Raw genomic sequence first — 21,433 nt, forward strand, 5'->3', positions numbered from 1 at the left:
TCATGGATTTAACTCAAGGTACTTTAAAAGAAAAACAGGGCAGAGCAAAGAAGATGATGCTTTGGTTTGGTATAATTTCATTAGTGATGTCTTTTGCAGGATGGACCAGTGCTTTTGTAGTAAGTAGTTCTAGACCAGACTGGTTAAAGGATTTTGTGCTACCAAATGCTTTTATTATTAGTACTGTTGTAATTATATTAAGTAGTATTACATTCCTTTTAGCAAAACGTGCTTTAAAAAATAATAACAGACAACAGACTACTATTTTATTATTAACCACTTTAGTTTTAGGGTTAATTTTTATTTTTAATCAATTTACCGGCTTTCAGCAAATCATAGATTTAGGGTATAATTTTACTGGTCCTACTAGTAATGTTACCATGTCTTATATCTATTTAATAGCAATGGTGCACATTTTGCACGTTGTTGTTGGTCTGTTTTGCTTGTTGGTCGTAATTTATAATCATTTTAAACAAAAGTACAATACTACCAATATGCTAGGCTTCGAGCTAGCTGCAACCTTTTGGCATTTTATTGATATACTTTGGGTATATCTCTTTTTGTTTTTATATTTTGTAAGATAATTTTAACGCTTTTTTAAGGTTCTTTTTTAGCGTATTAGCTAAAGCTTGCTTAGAGTCCTTTAAAATTTAGTGTTGTATGTTTCGTTAGAAAAATAAAATGATTATTTTTGTGCAACTTTAATAACTAAACCAATTATATGAATACTACAGTAGCTACTGGAACAGAAGGTAAAACTTGGGGTGGAGGCAACAAACCTCTAACAGCAAGTTATGGAAAGATGATGATGTGGTTTTTCATCGTTTCCGATGCATTAACCTTCTCAGCGTTTTTAGCAGCCTATGGCTTCTCAAGATTTAAATTTATTGATTCTTGGCCAATTGCAGATGAAGTGTTTACTCACTTTCCTTTCTTACATGGTGTAGAAGCACCAATGTATTATGTTGCTTTCATGACATTTGTACTTATTATGTCGTCTGTAACTATGGTGCTTGCAGTGGATGCCGGTCATCACATGAATAAAGCAAAAGTTACTATTTACATGTTTTTAACGGTAATTGGTGGTGTTATATTTGTTGGATCTCAAGCATGGGAATGGAACACTTTTATTAAAGGTGAATTTGGAGCGGTACAAACAAAAGGTGGGAACATTTTACAGTTTGTAGATACGGATGGTCATAGAGTAGCTGTGGCAGATTTTGCTAAATTAGAAGCAGGAACAAGAACGCAACACGAAAGTAAAAACGGTTTATGGTTTGAAAGTGAAAGTGCTTTACCTGCATATACAATGTCCGAAATTACTAAAGGTTTAGAAGCGCATCCAGATGTTTTAGTAAGAACACAAATTATTAATGCAGAAGGTAAAAAGACCGTGTTATCTAGAGAAGAGTCTATAAGTCAACTAAAAGATAACGGGGTATTATTTGTGCAAGGAGCAAACCTTCATGTAAATGAATATGGAGCGCCATTATTTGCAGACTTCTTTTTCTTTATAACAGGTTTTCACGGTTTTCACGTATTTTCGGGAGTAGTACTTAATATCATTATTTTCTTTAATGTAATTTTAGGAACATATGAAAGACGTAAAAGCTACGAAATGGTCGAAAAGGTTGGACTTTACTGGCACTTTGTAGATTTAGTTTGGGTATTTGTATTTACATTCTTCTACCTAGTTTAATTAATTAAAAATTTATTTTTCATTTCCGTTACCTAGGAAATCTAAAAACATATATAATGGCACACGAACATAAATTAGAAATATTTAGAGGTTTAGTTAAATTTAAATCGAACACTTCAAAAATTTGGGGAGTATTAGCTTTCTTAACACTTGTTACTGTAATTGAAGTAGCGTTAGGTATTGCAAAACCAGAAGCTTTAATGGGTAAGTTTTTAGGAATGAAAATCTTAAATTGGATATTCATTATATTAACTATTGTAAAAGCATATTACATCACGTGGGATTTTATGCACATGCGTGATGAAGTAAAAGCGCTAAGACGTATGGTAGTATGGACTGCAGTATTCTTAATATTATACCTTGTATTCATTCTTTTACAAGAAGGAGGTTATATAGAATCTGTATATTCTTCAGGTTTTATTAAAAACGATTTTTAACACAAAATCTTTCAGTTAAATTATATATAAAAGGCGGTTATTAAACCGTCTTTTTTTATTTTTGTACTATGAACAAAAAGCTGATTAAAAGAAATGTGATTCTTGGAATTTTATTCTTCCTTCCAGTATTATTTCTATTATTTTTATATCCTGCAAAACACAACTATATTGCTTTAGATATTTTAGAGGAAAATGTTTTAGACATTGCTTCTTTTACTTCCACAGAAAACGAAAAAGTTTTACTTAAAGATCATATAACTATTTTAGGGTTTTTAGGTAATAATCCAATGGATAAACTTACTGCTATGTCTAACTTGAAAGAGTTGATGTACGATAAGTTTAAAGGTTTTAAAAAGTTTCAGATTGTTATGGTGGTTCCAAATAACGCTAAAGCGGAAGTAGAACAACTAAAAAGCGAGCTAAGTAAATACGACTATTTAGAATATTGGAAATACGTTTCGGCTTCCGATAAAGAAATTCAAAAATTATATAAAAGCTTACGTTTAATTAGTGATCTAGATGCAAATCTAGCAACCGATGATGTGGTTATTATTGATAAAGAATTAAACTTAAGAGGAAGAATAGATGATAGAGCAGATTATGAAAAGCAAAAGAATAGGCCTGCATATCAAATGAAATCATACGATTGTATTGAGGTTGCTGAGTTGAAAAATAAGATGAGCGAAGATGTAAGAATTCTTTTTACAGAATATCGACAAAAACGAAAAGGAAACTTTAGTTCGGAAACCAGAAGAGCTAACGATTTAAAAAATGTATCAGAATAAGATATATTTATTCTGAAGATGTGCCGCATAGTATGTATTGCAATTGGAGAGAAGGATATTAATTAGTACAATTTTCCTGTAAGGTTTTTAAAACTTTGCAGGTCTTATATAAAAAAAGAACATGAGCAAAAAATCAAATTATTCATATATAGGTATCGCATTAACTGTTTTAGTTTTCGGAATTATTTTTATTCCTAAAATAGTAGATAGAGTGACAAGTAATGACATCACTAGAGAAGAAAGCAGAAGTGTTAGTGTGTCTAATGAAGATCGAACGATGCGAACGTCAGATTTAGCTTTTCTAGAAATAAATGGTGAAGCAAAAAAAGTACCTAGCTTTAGTTTTGCAAATCAAGATGGTAAAATGATTACCAATGAAGATTATCTTGGTAAAGTGTACGTTATTGAGTTTTTCTTCACAACCTGTCCTACTATTTGTCCTAGAATGAGTAGTAACTTGGTAGAGATTCAAAATACGTTTCCAGATAATAGAAACTTTGGTGTAGCCTCATTTACAATTAATCCCGCACATGATACACAAGAAGTATTAAAGGCGTATGCCGAAAAATATAAAATGACTAATCCGAATTGGCATTTAATGACAGGAGATCAAGAAGCAATCTATAAACTAGCGAACCAAGGTTTTAATTTATACACCGCAGAAGAGGAAGAAGCGGAAGGAGGTTTTGAGCATTCAGGGAACTTTGCGCTAGTAGATAAAAATGGTTTTATTCGTTCTAGAATAGTAAACGGGAATCCTGTTATTTATTATAACGGTATGATCTCTGAAGAAGAAGGAGTAGATGATGATGGTCAAGCGCAACAAATAACAATGCTTAAAGAAGATATCAATAAACTACTAAGCGAGTAATAATTAACCCAACTTCAAGTGTTTTGTGAAGAGCGCTTAAATTGTATCGAGAAACCACTGGTTTCCAAGAATGATAAATGGTATCGAGAAGAAATTATGGAAAATATAGAAAACGAAAAAAAGTATAATAAGTGGATCGTTGTTCTATCCATTGCAATTCCTATAGTAGTTGCCATTCTATTTGGTGTTAAAATACCAAATGTAGAGCCGTTATCCTTTTTGCCTCCTATTTATGCTACAATAAACGGATTCACTGCAGTGATTTTAGTGGCTGCATTTTTAGCTATTAAAAAGAAAAACATTGTCCTTCATGAAAATCTAATGACCACCGCTGTAATGTGTTCTGCAGTGTTTTTAGTGCTGTATGTCGCATATCATATGACTAGTGATTCCACTAAATTTGGAGGGGAAGGAATCATTAAATATGTGTATTACTTTATACTTATTACGCACATTTTATTATCCATTATTATCATTCCTTTTGTGTTAATTACTTTTGTTAGAGCAATTACCAAAAATTTTGAAAGACATAAAAAAATAGCACGTATCACTTTTCCATTATGGTTATATGTTGCCGTTACAGGAGTTATTGTGTATCTTATGATTTCACCTTATTATATTTAAATTGGTTGCCCTGTTGGGTTTGACGAAGCAGCTTTTATTACAATAGTTATGAAACAAAAAGTATTCTTTTTTATTTTCTCTGTTCTCTTTTTTCTAGAGACAAACGCGCAATGTGCCATGTGTAGAGCAGTTTTAGAAAGCGAAGATGGTTTAGTAACCGCTGAAGGTGTAAATGATGGTATTGTTTATCTTATGGCTATTCCATATATCATGGTTGGTGGTATCGCTTTTTTTATCTACCGAAAATTTTCTACTACAAAAACCGATTAATTTTGTTTTTCTGTAACATTTCTTTCTTTTAGCAGTCTTACTACTATAGCATTATTATTTCTTAACAGTTTGTTAGGATAAATCATTTCAAGGTTTATGTAATATTGTAGTGCTAATCAATCATCAATCAATCATCATGATAGAAATCAAAGATTTACACAAGTCTTATCATATGGGGAGTAATTCTCTTCACGTTTTAAAAGGTATTAATTTTAGTGTGAAAGAAGGAGAACTTGTCTCTATAATGGGGTCTTCAGGATCTGGAAAATCTACCTTACTTAATATTTTAGGTATGCTAGATGAAGCAGACGAAGGATCTTACACATTAGGTAATGTTCCAATCAAAAATCTGAATGAAAAAATAGCAGCAAACTATAGAAATAAGTTTTTAGGATTCATCTTTCAATCCTTCAATTTAATAAACTACAAATCTGCATTAGATAACGTTGCATTACCTTTATACTACCAAGGTGTAAAACGTAAAGAAAGAGCTGAAAAAGCAATGCACTATTTAGAAAAAGTAGGTTTGGCTGAATGGTCTCACCATTTACCAAGTGAACTTTCTGGTGGTCAAAAACAACGTGTTGCCATAGCAAGAGCATTAGCAAGTGATCCTAAAGTTTTATTAGCAGATGAGCCAACAGGTGCATTAGATACTAAAACTTCATATGAGGTGATGGATCTTATTCAAGGGATTAATGACGAAGGAAAAACCATACTTATCGTTACGCATGAGCCAGATATTGCACAAATGACAAAGCGTATTGTAAATCTTAAAGATGGTTTAATTATAGACGATAGTAAAGTAGAACAGGTAAGAGCTTCAGCACATGTTTGATCTAGAACGTTGGCAAGAAATATTTGATACCTTAAGTAAAAACAAGCTTCGTACTTTTTTAACAGGGCTTTCTGTGGCTTCTGGTATTTTTATATTAGTAATACTTTTAGGTTTTAGTACCGGAATTCAAAATGGTGTTCGGTCTCAGTTTTCAAGAGATGCAACCAATTTGGTGAGTATTTGGGCAGGAACAACTACTAAAGAATACAAAGGGCTAAATCCTGGAAGACGTATTCAATTAAAAAATGCTGATTTTAATGCCATATCCAATAAATATACAGATAATATAGAACATGAATCTTCTTTCTATACTATTTGGGGTGGATTAGTAAACTACAAAAAGGAATCTGGAAATTATAGAATTCAAGGAATTTTACCAGGAAATCAATTCATTGAAAATGCAGATGTAAGCCAAGGACGCTTTATCAATATTGCAGATGTAGATGGCTCTAAAAAAGTAGCAGTCATTGGTAATAAAGTCAGTCAAGACTTATTTAAAGGCGAAGACCCTATTAATAAAAACATATCCCTTTATGGTATTAGCTTTAAAGTAGTTGGCGTTTTTTATGATCCAGGAGGAGAACGTGATGAAAGTAAAGTTTTTCTACCATTATCGACAGCGCAATTGGCTTTTAATGGTGCAGACAATATTCGTAACATGAAGTTTACGCTAAAAATGGCGGATGACTTTGATCAAGCAGTTGCAGAATCGCAAGCTATTTCTGCTGCTATAGAAAACGAAATAAAGCTAAGACAAACTGTTGCTCCAGACGATACAAATGCAGTAAGAGTAAACAATACACTAGAAGAAGCAAAAAAAATATTCTCATTGATAGACACCATTGCAGCTGTTTTTTGGTTTGTAGGTATTGGTACTATTATAGCCGGAGTAGTTGGTGTTGGTAATATCATGCTTATTATAGTAAAAGAACGCACCAAAGAAATTGGTATACGTAAAGCACTTGGAGCACAACCTTGGTCTATTGTAGGTATGATCTTGCAAGAGTCTGTTTTTGTAACTATGTTTTCTGGTTTATTCGGACTTATTCTTGGTTTAGGTTTACTAGAACTAGTGGGCCCACTCATAGAAAGTGATTTTATAAAATATCCACAAGTAGATTTTAATACCGCAATAGCAACCGTTTTTATTTTAGTATTTGCAGGTGCTTTAGCAGGATTTATTCCAGCATATAGAGCCGCTAAAATTAGACCAATTGTAGCACTTAGAGACGAATAATATGTTTAGCAGAGATCGTTGGGACGAAATATTACAAGCACTTACAGCAAATAAGTTTAGAACTTTTTTGACTGCTTTTGGTGTGTTTTGGGGAATTACCATTCTAGTGCTACTTCTGGCATTAACAAATGGTTTGAGAAATGGGGTAACTGCAGATTTTGGAAACTTTGCCACAAACTCCATGTTTATGTGGACGCAAAGTACCACCAAAACGTATAAAGGTTTACCAAAAGGGAGACGTTTTAATTTTAAATTAGAAGATGTAGAAACACTGAAACGTGAAATACCTGCATTGCGATATGTTTCTCCTAGACACCAATTAGGTGGTTATAATGGTGCAAATAATGTGGTTAGAGGAACAAAAACAGGAGCGTTTACTATTTATGGTGACTATCCCGAATATATAAAACAACAACCTATGGATATTCTTCAAGGTCGTTTTATAAGTTATTCAGATATAGATAGCAAACGTAAAGTATGCGTTATTGGCGAAGATGTAGTGAAGGCTATGTATGATAAAGGCGAAGATGCACTTGGTACTTATGTTAAAGTGAATGGCGTAAACTTTTTAGTTATAGGAACTTTTAAAGCTTCCAATAGTGGCGATCAAGAAGAAGATGCAAATACTATTTTTATGCCTTTTACTACTTTCGGACAAGCTTTTAATAGGGGTGATAGTGTAGGTTGGATGGCAATTACGGCAAAAGATGGTACTAGTGTAACTTCTGTAAAAGCGAAGATTTTAGAATTAATGCGAGCGAGCCACAAAGTACATCCCGAGGATGAACGTGCTATTGGTAATTTCGATTTATCGGAAGCATTTGGTCGTGTTAACGGTCTGTTTTCTATACTAGGATTTGTAGGCTATTTTGTTGGTGCTTTGGTATTAATGTCCGGAATCATTGGTATTAGTAATATCATGCTTATTGTTGTTAAAGAACGCACAAGAGAAATTGGAGTAAGACGTGCTTTAGGTGCTTCACCTTGGACTATCAAATCACAAGTATTACAGGAAAGTTTATTGTTGACTATTATTTCGGGAATGGTAGGTATTTCTTTTGCAGCCTTTGTGATTTTTATAATGAATTATATTCTAGATCAAAGTGGTCCAGTAGATAACTTTGCAAATCCGAGTGTAAGTATGTCGGTAATATTTATAGCATTATTTATATTAGTAATTTCCGGTTTATTAGCAGGGCTAATTCCAGCAAATAGCGCAACAAAAATGAAACCAGTAGACGCTTTACGAATGGAGTAAAAGGTATTCCGTAAAGAAAAAATAAGAAATCAAATAATTAAAAAATCATCCAGAATGAATACGAAGGATGGTATACGTTACAATCAAAAAACAATAAATTAAAACTCATGAAAAGAACCAAAACTATAATCGTACTAGCAATTATTATTGCTGTTTTTGGGGCATCGCTATATTATTTATGGCAAAAAAATCAAGAAGATCCAGTTACTTATACCACAGATACTGCTAGTGAACAAACGATAACCGTAAAAACGGTAGCAACTGGAAGTATTGTCCCAAAAGATGAAGTTTTAATTAAATCGAATATTTCTGGAGTAGTAGAAGAAATATTTATCGAAGCTGGTGAATATGTTAAAGCAGGAGATTTAATTGCTAAAATTAGAGTAATTCCTAATGTGTCTTCTTTAACCAATGCAAAAGGTAGTATTGCTATTAATCAAACAGCATTACAAACTTCGCAAATAAACCTACAAACCCAAGAAGCAAGTTATAATCGCCAAAAGGCATTGTTTGATAAAGGTGTTATTTCTGCTAATGATTTTGAAGCTATTAATAATACCTATTTGCAAGCAAAACAAAGTGTGGAGCAAGCAAGAATTAATGTGAATACTGCAAGGCAAAATTACGATATTGTAAAAACGGGAACTACTTCTGGTTTAGGGAATATTGCGCAAACACAAGTAAGAGCTACGGTTTCAGGAATGGTTTTAGATGTTCCTGTAAAAGAAGGGAACCAAGTAATTGAAGCAAATAACTTTAATGAAGGGACTTCTATTGCATCACTTGCCGATGTGAAGAAAATGATTTTTGAAGGTAAAGTAGATGAAAGTGAGGTTGGTAAAATAAAAGAAGGTTTACCTTTAGAAATCACAGTTGGAGCCATTGAAGATACAAAATTTGACGCTATTTTAGATTATATAGCGCCAAAAGGTGTTGCCGAAAATGGAGCCATTCAATTTGAAATAAAAGGAACACTTCAAAAAATAGATTCTATTTTTATTAGAGCTGGCTTAAGTGCGAATGCATCTATTATTTTAGAAAAAGCGGAAAATGTACTAGCTATAAAAGAAGCATTAGTGCAATATGATGAGGAAACAAAAAAGCCTTTTGTAGAAATTGAGTCTAGTGATCAGACTTTTGAGAAAAAAGATGTAGAACTTGGTATTAGTGATGGTATTTTTGTAGAAGTAAAAAGTGGTGTTTCTAAAGACGATAAAATAAAGGTGTGGAATCAAGTACAAGGTATTCCTAAATATGCACAAGAGAATTAATTTAAAATAATTGTAACACATTTACATTTATATAGACTTATACTTTAATTATGAAAAAACTTATTTTTATAGTGTTTGCTTTTTTAAGCATTTTAACACAAGCCCAAGAAAAACTATGGACGCTGCAAGAGTGTGTAACTTATGCGTTAGATAACAATATCTCTGTAAAGCAAAGTGAGTTAGATTTGCAAAATGCGGAGATTAATAAAAAAGATGCTTTTGGTAACTTTTTACCAAGTATCAATGGTTCTGGTTCGCATTCCTGGAATATTGGTTTAAACCAAAATATAACAACAGGTTTACTAGAAAATCAAACCACGCAATTTAGTTCGTTAGGTTTAAATTCTAGTGTGGATATTTATAAAGGTTTAAGAAACTTCAATGAATTAAGACGTTCTAATCTTGAAATATTAGCTGGTCAATACCAATTAGATAATATAAAAGATAACATGTCGCTAAACATAGCGAATGCTTTTCTTCAAATACTATTTAATAAGGAACAACTAAAAGTATTGCAAGCACAACAAATAATCACCCAACAAGAATTACAACGTACTAATGATTTAGTAGAAGCAGGTTCTTTACCAAGAGGAGATTTGTTAGAAATTCAAGCAACAATAGCAACGCAAGAACAACAAGTGGTAGTGGCAGAAAATGCAATTTCATTATCTAAAATAAGTTTAGCACAATTGCTTCTATTAGAAGATTATGAAACTTTTGATATTGTAGATAATGCGTATGAAGTACCTCCAACTACTATTTTAAACGAGTCTCCTAAGACTATTATAGCAAAAGCTAAAGAAGCACGTTATGATATTAAAATTGCAGAAAACAATAGTGAAATTGCAGCATACAATCTTAAAATAGCAAAAGGAGCGCTACAACCTACACTTTCAGGTTTCTATAGTTATAGTACTAGAGCATCATATAGTGATCAGGTAACTGGTTTTAGTGTAGATGCTAGTAATCCATCAACAACTACGCAAATTGGTTTTGTAGAAGGTACAGGGCAATCTGTATTTAATACCTCTCCTAATCTTAATCCGGTATTAGGCGGTCCAGATCCAATCTTTGATCAGTTTAGCGCTAATGATGGTCATAATTTTGGAGTGCAATTAAGTATTCCTATCTTTAATGGCTTTGCAGTTAAAAATAATATCAGTAGAAGTAAAATAAATTTAGAGAGTACAAAGTATCAATTAAAACAAGCAAATCTAGATTTAGAAACGAACGTTTATCAAGCATATAATGATGCAAAAGGAAGTTTAAAAGCATATGAAGCAGCTTTAAAGACAGAAGATGCAAGAAGAGAAGCATTTAATTATTCGCAAGAAAGATATAATGTTGGTATGTTAAATGCTTTCGATTTTAGCCAATCTAAAAACAGACTGGAAAATGCGGAAAGCGAAGTAGTAAGAACCAAATACGATTATATATTTAAACTTAAAGTATTAGAATTCTATTTCGGAATTCCTATTACAGCATTAAACTAACAACCATGAGTAAGAAAACAGTAACCATTATTGTAATTGTAGTAATTGCATTACTAGCCCTTTTAATTGGAGGAAAAAAAGCAGGATGGTATGGTAAACAAGGTAATTTTAAAGAAGTAGAAACCAAAAATATTTCTAAAATTGATATTATTGAAACTGTTTCTGCTACCGGAAAAATTCAACCAGAAATAGAAGTTAAACTTTCTAGTGAAGTATCTGGTGAAATTATTGAACTTCCTATTGTAGAAGGGCAACAAGTTGAAAAAGGAGATTTATTAGTTCGTGTAAATCCAGATATTTATCAATCTAGTTTAAATAGAACACAAGCATCTTTACAAAATGTGCGTTCTGGTTTAAATCAAGCAGAAGCTTCTCTTAAAGAAGCAAAGTCTAATTACGATAGAAATCAACAACTATTTGATAAAGGTATTATCTCTAAAGCAGATTGGGATAAAGTAATTTCTTCTTATGAAATTGCACAAGCAAGCAAGCAATCTGCATATTATAATGTACAAAGTTCTGCCGCTACAGTAAATGAAGCTCGTGATAACTTAAACAGAACGAATATTTATGCACCAATGTCTGGAACTATTTCTAAACTAGATGTAGAATTAGGAGAACGTGTTGTAGGTACACAACAAATGGCAGGAACCGAAATTATGCGTGTTGCCAACTTGACGAATATGGAAGTGGAAGTAGACGTTAACGAGAATGATATTGTAAAAGTAAATATTGGGGATTCTACAATTGTGGAAGTAGATGCGTATTTAAAAAAGCAATTTAAAGGCTTGGTTACAGAAATTGCAAACTCTGCAGATGGTGTTTTAACAGCAGACCAAGTAACCAACTTTAAAGTGAAAGTTAGAATTATTGAAGAATCCTACAAAGACTTATTAGTAGGAAAAGACGAAAGTTATTCTCCTTTTAGACCAGGAATGACAGCTACTGTAGATATTATTACCAATAAACGCGAAAACGTAGTTGGTGTGCCAATTAGTGCTATTGTAATTAAAACAGATACCTCTACCACTAAAAAAGCGGTTAAAAAAGATGCTATGCAAAGCGAAAGCGAAGAGAAGTTTGAATGCGTTTTTATTAAAGATGGAAGCAAAGCGAAACTCCGAGTAGTAAAAACGGGTGTTCAAGATAATTCTAATATTGAAATTTTAGAAGGCTTACAAGAAGACGATGAAATTATTACAGGACCATATAACACGGTAACCAAATCGTTGAAAAATGGAGATGATGTAGAAATCAAAAAGGTAATCTCTAAAGATAAAAACGAAGAAGATTAAAAGATATTTTGGCTATAATACTTAACATAGAAACAGCAACAACAAACTGCTCGGTCTCTCTTTCTAAAGAAGGAGAGACTTTTGCTTTACAAGAAGATAACAGTAAACAGTATTCGCATGCAGAACGTTTGCATCTGTATATTGACGACTTGTTAAAACAGAATAACATAAATCCTACCGACCTAGATGCTATAGCGGTAAGCAAAGGTCCTGGATCTTATACCGGATTACGTATTGGTGTTTCGGCAGCAAAAGGACTGTGTTTTGCATTGGATAAACCTTTAATTTCGGTTTCTACATTAGAAGCGCTTGCTAGACAAGTTAAGGCCGATGACGGACTAATTGTACCTATGCTAGATGCAAGGCGTATGGAGGTCTATTCTGCGGTATTTGACGCTAGTTTTAATACCGTGAGAGAAATTGAAGCTCAGATTTTAGACGAACATGCTTTTGCAAGTTATTTAGAAAAAGGAAAAGTCTATTTTATTGGTAATGGAGTAGAAAAAACCAAAACGCTAATTACACATGAAAACGCTGTTTTTATCGATGATAAATTACCATCAGCAAATGAAATGTCTGTGATTGCAAATAACAAGTACGAAAAAAACGATTTAGAAAATGTCGCTTATTTTGAACCCTATTATTTAAAAGATTTTGTGGCTTTAAAACCGAAGCCTAAAGTATAAAACATAAAAAGTATAAAACATAAAAAAACCTTTCCACTTTTAAAGTAGAAAGGTTTTTCTTTTTAGAATAACAAAAAAGCTATTAAGATTCCTTGTGTATTTCTACTTGATGTGGATACGGAATTTCTATTCCAGCAGCATCAAGAGCTTCTTTAACATTTTCTGTTGTTTCAAAGTAAACAGCCCAATAATCTTCTGCTTTACACCAAGGTCTTACAGCAAAATTTATAGAACTATCTGCCAGCTCGGAAACATTTACAGTAGGAGCAGGGTCTTTAAGTACTTTTGGATTAGCAGTTAAAACTTGCATTAAAACTTCTTTTGTTTTTTTGATATCAGAATCATAACCAACACCAAAAGTTAAATCTACACGACGGGTTCCTTCTGTACTGTAATTTATAATGTTTCCGTTAGATAAAGATCCATTAGGAATAATAATTTCACGATTAGAAAGTCCGGTTAATTTAGTAGTAAAAATTTCAATTTCTTTTACAACACCAACTTCGCCTTGTGCTTCAATTAAATCACCAATTTTTATAGGTTTAAAAATCATAAGTAAAACACCACCAGCAAAATTACCAAGTGATCCTTGTAAAGCCATACCGATAGCTAGACCAGCAGCGGCTAAAAGAGCAGCGAAAGAAGTAGTTTCTACACCTAAATTACCAAGAATAGTTATTACTAATAGTATTTTTAAAATCCAACCAATTAAGTTTAATAGGAATTTTTTAAGACTTTCATCATAGTCTCTTTTATCCATTATTTTACTAACGGCCTTCATTATTTTTTTAATAACCCAAGAACCAATAATCCATATTGCAATAGCTCCAAGAACTTTAATACCATAGGTACTTAAGAACTCTATGCCCATGTCTGTCCATTTTTGTATTTCCATAATTTTATTTTGTGATTAATTAATATTTTTTTTGTAAAAATAAGTACTTAATTAAAGAGTAGTGTTAAACAAATACTATTTAAAAAGGTATTCTTTGAACTTCTGATTTCATCGATGTAATTAAAAAAAGAATAAGACAGATACTAATGCTAACATTGCGGGAACCGATTGAAAGTAGAACAATCTGATTTTTTTTGTAGAATACGCTCCGTAAATTCCAGCAATGACAATGCAACTTAATAAAAATAGTACCATGCTTGTGTTGTTAAACAATAACCCAAAAACTAGACCTGCTGCTAAAAAACCGTTATATAAACCTTGATTAGCTGCTAATACTTTAGTCTTTTCAGCAAATGCAGCGCTCTCTATACCAAAGGTTTTTATCACTTTTGGTGTGGTCCATAAAAACATTTCTAATGCTAAAAAGTAAAAATGTTCAAAAGCTACAAAGGCGACTAATACGGTTGCTAAAATTTTCATATGTAATTATTCTTTTAAAGAAGTAGGAATCAAAGTTAGCGAATTTAAAACATAAAAAAAGCGTTCTATTTATAGAACGCTTTTTAATGTATATACTTTTTGAAGTTTATTTTACTTCAAAAGTTAATTTTAAGTTTACTCTAAACTCGGTAACTTCATCATCATTAACCACTGCACTTTGCGATTGTACAAAAACAGATTTAATGTTTTTTACACTTTTAGAAGCATGTTTTACTGCTTTCTTTGTTGCATCTTCCCAACTTTTGTCAGAATTTGCTAATACTTCAATTACTTTCATTATTGCCATAATATGTATTGTTTTAAGTTAAACATTGTTTGAAACCTAAATTTACAAATAATTACAGTAAAAGTAAAATGTAATTCATATAGATCGAACTATTAGATAAAATACGATTTTAACAGATAAAAGGCCTTTTAACCATTTATAGCTTCCACAATCTCGACTCTACCTTTCATCATTTCTCGAAGCATATTTTCAATACCACTTTTTAAAGTATACGTAGAAGATGGGCAACCACTACAAGCACCTTGTAAGATAACTTTTACTGTTTTGGTCGTTGGATCATAAGATTCAAACTGAATGTTTCCACCATCACTAGCAACAGCTGGCTTTACATATTCTTCTAAGATATTTATAATTTCTTTAGAGGTATCGTCTAGATTTTCATAAGTTTTATCTAACGCTTCCGTAGATTTTTTTACTACTTCTGGTGCATTAGCAATCACTACTTCTTTTCCGTTTTCAATAAATGTTCTAATAAACTCACGAAGCTCCATGGTGATATCGTTCCATTCTGCAACTTCATACTTGGTAATAGAAACATAATTTTCATCGAGAAAAACACTTTTCACAAAAGGAAAGTGAAATAATTCGGAAGCTAGAGGAGAAGATTTTGCTTCATCAATAGAAGTAAATTCAAAAGTAGCAGCAACTAATTTTTTGTTCGCTACAAATTTTATAACAGAAGGATTAGGAGTGCTTTCTGCATAAACCGTTACTGGAACTTTTTTTGGTGTTGCTTCTTCTTCTACTACAACGCCATCATTATTTAAATAACTTTCTATTTGTTCTGCAACTTCGGCTTGTACATCTTTCCATTCTACAATATTAAAACGCTCTACAGCAATAAAATTACTAGTAATATATACCTTTTTTACAAAAGGGAGGTAGAATAATTGTTGTGCTAAAGGAGAGTTTTTTGCCTCGTCAATGTTGTTAAACTCAAAGCTTTGGTGCTTGGTTACAAATTGGTTTAACTCAAACTTAATTATAGTTGGATTGTTGGTTTCTTGTATAGAGACTTTAAACGTATTCATTGTCTATTATTTTTTTTGCAAAAATACTAAAAGAACTCAACAGTTATCTATATATTTAGCTTTTCTTATGCGAGTTATTATGGGTTTACGACAAAGAACTTAAATCTTTAACTTTTATTACTTTATTTATAAAGACTAATTTTTATATATTTGGTGACTAATAATATAATTTAATTTAAAATATTAAGTTGTAACACATGTAAGAAAGTGCACTTTTAACCAATTTGCCTTGAAAACCAAAACTATGAATTTAAAAAAGTTATACCTTTTAGCTGTTGTAGTGTTTTGCACACAGTTTGTAAACGCTCAAGAAGGACTCCCTATTTACACAGATTACTTAACCGATAACTACTATTTAATCCATCCTTCAATGGCTGGAGCTGCAAATTGTGCGAAGTTAAGAATTACAGGTAGACAACAATGGTTTGGCCAGGATGATGCGCCACAACTAGCTACTGTAAGTGTAAACAGCAGAATTGGTGAAACACAATCTGGTATTGGAGCTATTGTATATTCAGATAAAAATGGGTACCATTCTCAAAACGGTATGTATTTAACATATGCACACCATTTAATGTTTTCTAGAAGTGAAGTAGATTTAAATCAGCTTTCTTTTGGGTTAAGTATAGGAATGATACAATATAAATTAGATGAAACTGCTTTCTTAAATGAGCCTTTTGATCCTATTATTGCAGGAATAGAGCAAAGCTCGACTAATTTTAATATGGATTTTGGTTTTTCTTATAACTTATATAATTTCTATGCACATGCAACAGTAAAGAATATGTTGAATAATAAAGGGATTAATAATGATATTGAAATTACAAGTAACCTAAGACGTTATTTGCTTTCTGCTGGTTATGGTTTTGGTAAGTTTGGTAGTGATTGGTCTTATGAACCTTCTATCTTGTTTCAATATAAAGATGGAACAAAAGAGGCTTCTTTTGATTTGAATCTTAAAGCATATAAGAAAATGGACTTTGGTCAAGTTTGGGCCGGATTATCATACAGACGTAGTTTAGATGGTGCGGAGTATATAGATGGTAGTAGTATAAATAGCCAAAAATTACAATACATTTCACCAATATTAGGTGTTAACTATAATAACTTTATGTTTGCATATACCTATGCATATCAAGCAAATTCTGTAGTGTTTAACAATGCTGGTTTTCATCAAATAACACTTGGATTAAACTTTAACTGTAGAAAAGAGCGATACCATTGTAATTGTCCTGCAATTAACTAATGAAATTTATAATAATTATAACAATAAAAAAGTCTTCATAATTTATGAAGGCTTTTTTATTGGATTTCTTTTAGATAACTATTCCCATTTATAATTTTTCATTTTCGCTTGTGTTTTAATCGCACCAAGCATCGCGTTTTCTAAATTGTCATTTTTACCTTTTTGTTGCTTTACAAGATGTTGCTTACGTTTTAAGTTTAAATCTTGAATTTGGGTTTGTATTACTTCACGCTCTTTTCGTTTGGTATCTAAATAGCTTTTCATTTCTGCTTTGGTTTTACCTTTAAGTGCTGTCGGTAATTCGCTTTCTTTTAATGTTTCATAGGTAAAAGATTCGTCTTCGCTAGCATCAATTAAATCCCAAGAAGCATTTTTATACAAATGTGAACTTTTACTCACCGCTCTACTCACCGCATTTGCTTCACTATAACCTTGTGCATTATTATCTTGCTCTGCTTGATTTTGCATTTTGTCTTTCCCAGAGCTTCCATAAGCAACATAGGTTGCGTTTAGCTTACTGTTTAATTGTAAAATGGTATCATCATAAGGCGAAGCTACATGTACGGTTGCTTGATTATGATTTATTGCCATATAATTACCATGTGTTAAATCTGCTCCATCTTTCCAGTAGCTAGAAATACCTTGGTTGTAATCTCCGCAAAAAATAGTATTTACGGTAACATCTTTAATTTTTGCTAATGCACTAGCGTCTTTATAACTTACGCTTCCTTGCGTAAAAGGCTCATTGCCGGCAATAAAAATTAGTTTTAAGTCGTCTGGATTGGTTCCCCATTGCAATTGATCCATAGAAGTTTTAATAACCTGACCACAAAACTCATTGCCGCCTCTTGTTGTTAGTGAAAACAGTTCCTTAGATATTTCATCTAAATCCTGACTAAAAGCTAATACCTGACGAATAAAGCCTTCGTTTCCATTTAAATTGTCATTGCCATATTCATACAATGCAATTTGAAGATTTGGCTTGGCATCATCACATTTCGCATACGAAAGTTCATTTACAATTTCCCAGAGTTGTGCTTTTGCTTGATCTATTAATCCATCCATACTATTACTAGTGTCTAATAGTAATGCCACTTTAATAAACTGTTTGCTTGGCTTATCTTTTGCTGGTTGATGTACAGCCAATGCTGTTTGTTGTTTTTTTTCTTTCGCTTGACATGCGCTTAAACTAACAAAAAAGAATGCTAGTAAACTCATTTTAAATACTGTTTTCATAGTTTTTGTTTTTAATTGTTATGTTGTTTTTATTTCTTTGATATCAATGCTTCCGTCTGGAGAAATGATGTAATATTTGTTTTTTATCACTTCCTTTTCGGTTGGTTTTTCTTCTTTTGGTTTTGGTGTATATTGCAATTTAATTTCCATTCCTATTTGTATTACAGGTTCTACAATCGAAGGATTTATAACCACATCGTAATGACTATAAGAAATAGGATCATAATAATAAGATGTTTGTTTTTTTACCTGAAAAACGCCTCGGTTTTTCTTTAAAGCTTCCATAGAAATACTATTGAATGCTTGGTAGTTTTTATAAAAGTCTCTTGGAAAATAACAATACTTATTGTCTGCAATAATTGGCGTGTATAGCGTTAAGTCGAAGCCCAAGTTTTTGTAGAATTCTTGTTTTTCTTTTAATTCTTTTAAAATTTCTATACGAAGGTTTTTATATGCTTCCTGAAGGTTATCTATAAAGTAATCGACTTTAACCAGGTTGTAGATTTCGTTGTTTGCACAAGCCGCCAAAATGTTTTCAAATTGCTCGACTTTAGTAAACTTAATATGAATATTTTGCTGTAATTCAAATCCTTTTGGCACTTCGACATAGGTTTTGCTGAATAATTTTTTCTCCACAATAGTTTCGTAAACAGGAACAAAAGAGATTACGTCGATAACAAAATCGTTTGTAGAAATACCTTTTGAAGCTAAATCATTTCTTAGTTTTTGGGTTCGTTCTTTTATTAAGTTATTGGTTTCTTCAGAGGTTTCTCCTATTTGTGTAATGTTGAAAACCGCCGTGTAGGAACTCGCAACAATATTACTTAAAGCTTTTACATCTAAAGTGATTGTAGGATTGGGTGTTACGTTTTGGTGTTGAAATGAATTGCTATTATTTCCGTAGATATACCCATTTCCTAAGTCTTTAGAAGCAATATTTTGTCTAGAGATCGAAATGGCATTTCCTTTTATTTGCGCAAAGTTGGAAATCGTATATAAAATAATTAAGGAGGTAAGTATGTGCTTTTTCATGGTTTGTTTTTAAATTCTTAGTAAACTTAGTACCAAAGTTTTTAAAGAAAAACCACCAATGCGTGAAATGGTTATATGCATGCGTAAAGCCTTTCTTATAATTAGGGAACGCAACTTTTGAAGCGTAAAAAAAGCGAAAAGACACTTGTTGTAGTTTTTAAGTGTAAATTAAAGTATGTAAGTTTATACTTTGTAACTATATAAAATGAAAAACATCCTAAAATATATTCTCATTTTAAGCTTTCTGTTTTTTACAGGCGGTTTATTCGCACAACAGAATGCCAAATTAGAGCGAGATGAAGAAGACTCTAGTTTTGTAGTAAAAGGCTCGGTAGTAGAAAGTGATACGCGTAAACCAATTACTAATGTGCAAATTTCTGTAAATGGAGGCGCATATACAAAGACCAATCTTTCTGGGGATTTTAGAATTCAAGTTAAAAAAGGAGATGAGTTAATCATTGGGCATAAGGGAATTAAAACCGTTTATTACAAGGTAAAGGATGATGAGAGAATTACAGTTGAAGTAAAAGCTGCTGCTGAAGATGAACAAGGAATTTACAAACGAAAAACTGCTATTAAACCCTTTAATAGTATCCTAGATTCTGCAGATGCTTATCTAAAAACGGATGCGGAAAAAAGTATTCAGTTTATTACCGAAGCATTATCCCAAAGTAATTCTACCAAACAAAATGCCGAAGCGTATGAGATTCTTGCAGATGTATATATGCATTGGAAACAGTATGATTTAGCGATTTCAAATTACAAAATTAGCCTTCAGAATAATACCTTAAACGAAGTAGCTTTAAAGTTAGCAAAAGCATATTATAAAAATAAAGACTATCAAGAAAGCTTGCAGGCGTATCAAAACATAAATGAAAATAGCCTTTCGAACTATCAAAAAACGGTTTATTATGAAGGTTTAGGAGATGTGTACAAAAAGATTGTACAATTAGATACTGCAATTTCAAGTTATAAAAAAGGACTAGCAATAGCAGAAAAACATCTTATTAAACCAAAAATCACGGACTTAAATTCAAAAATTGGGGAAGCATATAATGAAAGTGGAAAGTTAACGGAAGCAAATACTTATTTTAAAAATTCATTGGACTTAGCTTCGCAAGAGAATAAAAAAAGAGCCGTAGAAGAGAAGGTGAAGGTTGCCGATTTTCAGAATGATAATATGGCTTATGAAGATGAAATTCAGTTACGTAAAGAAGCAATTGAAGAAATTTCAGAATTAGAAACCGATACGATTATAGATAATGAAAGCGCATTAACCTTACAAAAGCAAAACTATAAAATTGGAAATGCATATTACCAACAAAAAGATTATGTAAATGCAGTTCCTTATTTGGAGAAAAGTATTGCCGAAGCGGATAATAAAGAAGATTTATTGGTAAAAAAGGATGCGGTACGTAAACTGTCTGAAACCTATAGAGACGCTGGTAATTCTGTGGATGCATTAGAAGCGTATAAAACATACCAAGAAACGGTAGATGCTTTATATGTTAAAATGGAACAGGAAATTACACAAGCTGCCAGATTTAATAAAAACATTACCGAAAAACAAAACAGAATTACCAGTTTAGAAAGTGATCGCGCATTAACGCAGAGTAATTACCAACTTTCTATAGAACAAAGTAAACGACAAAAACTGGTCATTTACTCTCTTTTTGGTGGTGTAATTTTGTTATTAGTTGCGGCGTATTTAATGTATAAATATATCAAGCAACAAAAATTTGCTAACAATCTGCTGGCTTTAAAATCGCTACGAAGTCAAATGAATCCGCATTTTATTTTTAATGCATTAAACTCGGTAAATAGTTTTATAGCATCCAATGATGAACGTACAGCAAATAGATATCTTTCCGATTTCTCGCAACTCATGCGCGCAGTATTAGAAAATAGCGAGCAGGATTTTATTCCGCTTCAAAAAGAAGTAGATCTATTAGAACTTTACACGCAATTAGAGCATTTTAGATTTAAAGATAAGTTTGATTATAGTATAACCGTAGATGAAAACGTTGCTATTAACGAGTTTCAAATCCCACCAATGCTTTTACAACCGTACATAGAAAATGCAGTATGGCATGGCTTACGCTATAAAGAAGAAAAAGGAAAGCTTGAAATTAATATATCTCAAAGGAGTCCCGATGAAATTACCATTGCAATTCTAGATGACGGCATAGGAAGAGAAAAGTCGAAAAGCTTAAAAACCGAAAATCAAAAAAAGCAAAACTCGCAAGGAATGAACAATATTAAAAAACGTGTTGCTATTTTAAACGAAATGTATAAAGATAAAGTAGCTGTTTTTATTGCGGATTATCAAACCGAAGGAGACAAAGGAACTAGAGTAGAGGTAACTCTAAAAAAGGATTAGAGATTAACCATTATTGCTTAATGTAATTGCGAATAAAATCAAGCAATCTGTTTATTATATGC

At 32.0% G+C, this 21,433-nt stretch carries 22 protein-coding genes; 16 read left to right on the forward strand and 6 right to left on the reverse strand.

The genetic code is table 11. The features are described 5' to 3' along the window. Positions 1-2: 2 nt before the first annotated feature. The 14 genes from ACVCXO_RS17985 to tsaB all read left to right on the forward strand — a co-directional run bounded on the left by ACVCXO_RS17985 (position 3) and on the right by tsaB (position 12,764). The gene (locus ACVCXO_RS17985; RefSeq protein ID WP_452230975.1) at positions 3-584 is read left to right on the forward strand and encodes a cytochrome c oxidase subunit 3; all 582 of its coding nucleotides are present in this window, start codon (positions 3-5) and stop codon (positions 582-584) included. Between the two features lie 137 nt (positions 585-721). Continuing rightward, positions 722-1,699 (forward strand): cytochrome c oxidase subunit 3, encoded by a 978-nt coding sequence (locus tag ACVCXO_RS17990; RefSeq protein WP_452230976.1) that lies wholly within the window; start codon positions 722-724, stop codon positions 1,697-1,699. Positions 1,700-1,755: 56 nt separating this feature from the next. Further along, positions 1,756-2,136, forward strand: a complete 381-nt coding sequence (locus ACVCXO_RS17995; RefSeq protein WP_452230977.1) for a cytochrome C oxidase subunit IV family protein — start codon at positions 1,756-1,758, stop codon at positions 2,134-2,136. Between the two features lie 68 nt (positions 2,137-2,204). Next, complete coding sequence (locus ACVCXO_RS18000) at positions 2,205-2,921, forward strand: hypothetical protein (protein ID WP_452230978.1); 717 nt, start codon at positions 2,205-2,207, stop codon at positions 2,919-2,921. Between the two features lie 121 nt (positions 2,922-3,042). Then, positions 3,043-3,792, forward strand: coding sequence for an SCO family protein (locus ACVCXO_RS18005; RefSeq protein WP_452230979.1), 750 nt, complete (start codon positions 3,043-3,045; stop codon positions 3,790-3,792). Positions 3,793-3,888: 96 nt separating this feature from the next. After that, entirely contained in the window at positions 3,889-4,416 is a 528-nt protein-coding gene (locus ACVCXO_RS18010; RefSeq protein WP_452230980.1) for a DUF420 domain-containing protein, read from the forward strand. Between the two features lie 48 nt (positions 4,417-4,464). Next, the gene (locus ACVCXO_RS18015; RefSeq protein WP_452230981.1) at positions 4,465-4,686 is read left to right on the forward strand and encodes a hypothetical protein; all 222 of its coding nucleotides are present in this window, start codon (positions 4,465-4,467) and stop codon (positions 4,684-4,686) included. A gap of 136 nt (positions 4,687-4,822) precedes the next feature. Next, entirely contained in the window at positions 4,823-5,524 is a 702-nt protein-coding gene (locus ACVCXO_RS18020; protein ID WP_452230982.1) for an ABC transporter ATP-binding protein, read from the forward strand. Beyond that, positions 5,517-6,761, forward strand: coding sequence for an ABC transporter permease (locus ACVCXO_RS18025; protein ID WP_452230983.1), 1,245 nt, complete (start codon positions 5,517-5,519; stop codon positions 6,759-6,761). Before ACVCXO_RS18020 ends, ACVCXO_RS18025 begins: the two co-directional genes overlap by 8 nt. A gap of 1 nt (position 6,762) precedes the next feature. Next, positions 6,763-8,019 carry an ABC transporter permease gene (locus tag ACVCXO_RS18030; protein WP_452230984.1) on the forward strand — a complete coding sequence of 419 codons (1,257 nt, stop codon included), beginning with the start codon at positions 6,763-6,765 and terminating at the stop codon, positions 8,017-8,019. 107 nt (positions 8,020-8,126) lie between these two features. Beyond that, on the forward strand, positions 8,127-9,290 hold the full coding sequence (locus tag ACVCXO_RS18035; protein WP_452230985.1) for an efflux RND transporter periplasmic adaptor subunit: 1,164 nt from the start codon (positions 8,127-8,129) through the stop codon (positions 9,288-9,290). A 50-nt stretch (positions 9,291-9,340) separates the two neighbouring features. After that, complete coding sequence (locus ACVCXO_RS18040; protein WP_452230986.1) at positions 9,341-10,783, forward strand: TolC family protein; 1,443 nt, start codon at positions 9,341-9,343, stop codon at positions 10,781-10,783. Positions 10,784-10,788: 5 nt separating this feature from the next. After that, positions 10,789-12,078, forward strand: a complete 1,290-nt coding sequence (locus ACVCXO_RS18045; RefSeq protein ID WP_452230987.1) for an efflux RND transporter periplasmic adaptor subunit — start codon at positions 10,789-10,791, stop codon at positions 12,076-12,078. A gap of 8 nt (positions 12,079-12,086) precedes the next feature. After that, entirely contained in the window at positions 12,087-12,764 is a 678-nt protein-coding gene (tsaB, locus tag ACVCXO_RS18050; protein ID WP_452230988.1) for a tRNA (adenosine(37)-N6)-threonylcarbamoyltransferase complex dimerization subunit type 1 TsaB, read from the forward strand. 82 nt (positions 12,765-12,846) lie between these two features. Here tsaB and ACVCXO_RS18055 read toward each other — a convergent pair whose 3' ends face one another. From ACVCXO_RS18055 to ACVCXO_RS18070, 4 genes are all read right to left on the reverse strand, one after another. Further along, complete coding sequence (locus ACVCXO_RS18055; protein WP_452230989.1) at positions 12,847-13,659, reverse strand: mechanosensitive ion channel family protein; 813 nt, start codon at positions 13,657-13,659, stop codon at positions 12,847-12,849. A gap of 120 nt (positions 13,660-13,779) precedes the next feature. Further along, positions 13,780-14,139, reverse strand: coding sequence for a DUF1304 domain-containing protein (locus ACVCXO_RS18060; RefSeq protein ID WP_452230990.1), 360 nt, complete (start codon positions 14,137-14,139; stop codon positions 13,780-13,782). A gap of 106 nt (positions 14,140-14,245) precedes the next feature. Further along, positions 14,246-14,446, reverse strand: a complete 201-nt coding sequence (locus tag ACVCXO_RS18065) for a dodecin family protein (RefSeq protein WP_055443742.1) — start codon at positions 14,444-14,446, stop codon at positions 14,246-14,248. Positions 14,447-14,574: 128 nt separating this feature from the next. Continuing rightward, the gene (locus ACVCXO_RS18070) at positions 14,575-15,477 is read right to left on the reverse strand and encodes a NifU family protein (RefSeq protein ID WP_452230991.1); all 903 of its coding nucleotides are present in this window, start codon (positions 15,475-15,477) and stop codon (positions 14,575-14,577) included. A 244-nt stretch (positions 15,478-15,721) separates the two neighbouring features. On the opposite strand from ACVCXO_RS18070, the gene ACVCXO_RS18075 reads away from it, so the two are divergent. After that, positions 15,722-16,723: a PorP/SprF family type IX secretion system membrane protein gene (locus tag ACVCXO_RS18075; protein ID WP_452230992.1), complete on the forward strand. Its 1,002-nt coding sequence runs from the start codon at positions 15,722-15,724 to the stop codon at positions 16,721-16,723. A 78-nt stretch (positions 16,724-16,801) separates the two neighbouring features. Here the strand turns inward: ACVCXO_RS18075 and ACVCXO_RS18080 are convergent, their stop codons facing one another. Continuing rightward, on the reverse strand, positions 16,802-17,959 hold the full coding sequence (locus ACVCXO_RS18080) for a vWA domain-containing protein (protein ID WP_452230993.1): 1,158 nt from the start codon (positions 17,957-17,959) through the stop codon (positions 16,802-16,804). 18 nt (positions 17,960-17,977) lie between these two features. Then, positions 17,978-18,991: an SIMPL domain-containing protein gene (locus tag ACVCXO_RS18085; RefSeq protein WP_452230994.1), complete on the reverse strand. Its 1,014-nt coding sequence runs from the start codon at positions 18,989-18,991 to the stop codon at positions 17,978-17,980. A 205-nt stretch (positions 18,992-19,196) separates the two neighbouring features. On the opposite strand from ACVCXO_RS18085, the gene ACVCXO_RS18090 reads away from it, so the two are divergent. After that, entirely contained in the window at positions 19,197-21,371 is a 2,175-nt protein-coding gene (locus tag ACVCXO_RS18090; RefSeq protein WP_452230995.1) for a tetratricopeptide repeat-containing sensor histidine kinase, read from the forward strand. The last annotated feature ends 62 nt before the right edge of the window (positions 21,372-21,433 follow it).

The organism is Lacinutrix sp. MEBiC02404, assembly GCF_053601575.1.

Bases quoted from the DNA above. Each gene is read 5' to 3' on its own strand.
- ACVCXO_RS17990 (WP_452230976.1), top strand. From the start codon at position 722: ATGAATACTACAGTAGCTACTGGAACAGAAGGTAAAACTTGGGGTGGA.
- ACVCXO_RS18030 (WP_452230984.1), top strand. From the start codon at position 6,763: ATGTTTAGCAGAGATCGTTGGGACGAAATATTACAAGCACTTACAGCA.
- ACVCXO_RS17995 (WP_452230977.1), top strand. From the start codon at position 1,756: ATGGCACACGAACATAAATTAGAAATATTTAGAGGTTTAGTTAAATTT.
- ACVCXO_RS18005 (WP_452230979.1), top strand. From the start codon at position 3,043: ATGAGCAAAAAATCAAATTATTCATATATAGGTATCGCATTAACTGTT.
- ACVCXO_RS18080 (WP_452230993.1), bottom strand. From the start codon at position 17,959: ATGAAAACAGTATTTAAAATGAGTTTACTAGCATTCTTTTTTGTTAGT.
- ACVCXO_RS18035 (WP_452230985.1), top strand. From the start codon at position 8,127: ATGAAAAGAACCAAAACTATAATCGTACTAGCAATTATTATTGCTGTT.
- ACVCXO_RS17985 (WP_452230975.1), top strand. From the start codon at position 3: ATGGATTTAACTCAAGGTACTTTAAAAGAAAAACAGGGCAGAGCAAAG.
- ACVCXO_RS18060 (WP_452230990.1), bottom strand. From the start codon at position 14,139: ATGAAAATTTTAGCAACCGTATTAGTCGCCTTTGTAGCTTTTGAACAT.
- ACVCXO_RS18065 (WP_055443742.1), bottom strand. From the start codon at position 14,446: ATGGCAATAATGAAAGTAATTGAAGTATTAGCAAATTCTGACAAAAGT.
- ACVCXO_RS18045 (WP_452230987.1), top strand. From the start codon at position 10,789: ATGAGTAAGAAAACAGTAACCATTATTGTAATTGTAGTAATTGCATTA.
- ACVCXO_RS18025 (WP_452230983.1), top strand. From the start codon at position 5,517: ATGTTTGATCTAGAACGTTGGCAAGAAATATTTGATACCTTAAGTAAA.
- ACVCXO_RS18090 (WP_452230995.1), top strand. From the start codon at position 19,197: ATGAAAAACATCCTAAAATATATTCTCATTTTAAGCTTTCTGTTTTTT.
- ACVCXO_RS18020 (WP_452230982.1), top strand. From the start codon at position 4,823: ATGATAGAAATCAAAGATTTACACAAGTCTTATCATATGGGGAGTAAT.
- ACVCXO_RS18055 (WP_452230989.1), bottom strand. From the start codon at position 13,659: ATGGAAATACAAAAATGGACAGACATGGGCATAGAGTTCTTAAGTACC.
- ACVCXO_RS18085 (WP_452230994.1), bottom strand. From the start codon at position 18,991: ATGAAAAAGCACATACTTACCTCCTTAATTATTTTATATACGATTTCC.
- ACVCXO_RS18040 (WP_452230986.1), top strand. From the start codon at position 9,341: ATGAAAAAACTTATTTTTATAGTGTTTGCTTTTTTAAGCATTTTAACA.
- ACVCXO_RS18075 (WP_452230992.1), top strand. From the start codon at position 15,722: ATGAATTTAAAAAAGTTATACCTTTTAGCTGTTGTAGTGTTTTGCACA.
- ACVCXO_RS18010 (WP_452230980.1), top strand. From the start codon at position 3,889: ATGGAAAATATAGAAAACGAAAAAAAGTATAATAAGTGGATCGTTGTT.
- ACVCXO_RS18000 (WP_452230978.1), top strand. From the start codon at position 2,205: ATGAACAAAAAGCTGATTAAAAGAAATGTGATTCTTGGAATTTTATTC.
- ACVCXO_RS18070 (WP_452230991.1), bottom strand. From the start codon at position 15,477: ATGAATACGTTTAAAGTCTCTATACAAGAAACCAACAATCCAACTATA.
- ACVCXO_RS18015 (WP_452230981.1), top strand. From the start codon at position 4,465: ATGAAACAAAAAGTATTCTTTTTTATTTTCTCTGTTCTCTTTTTTCTA.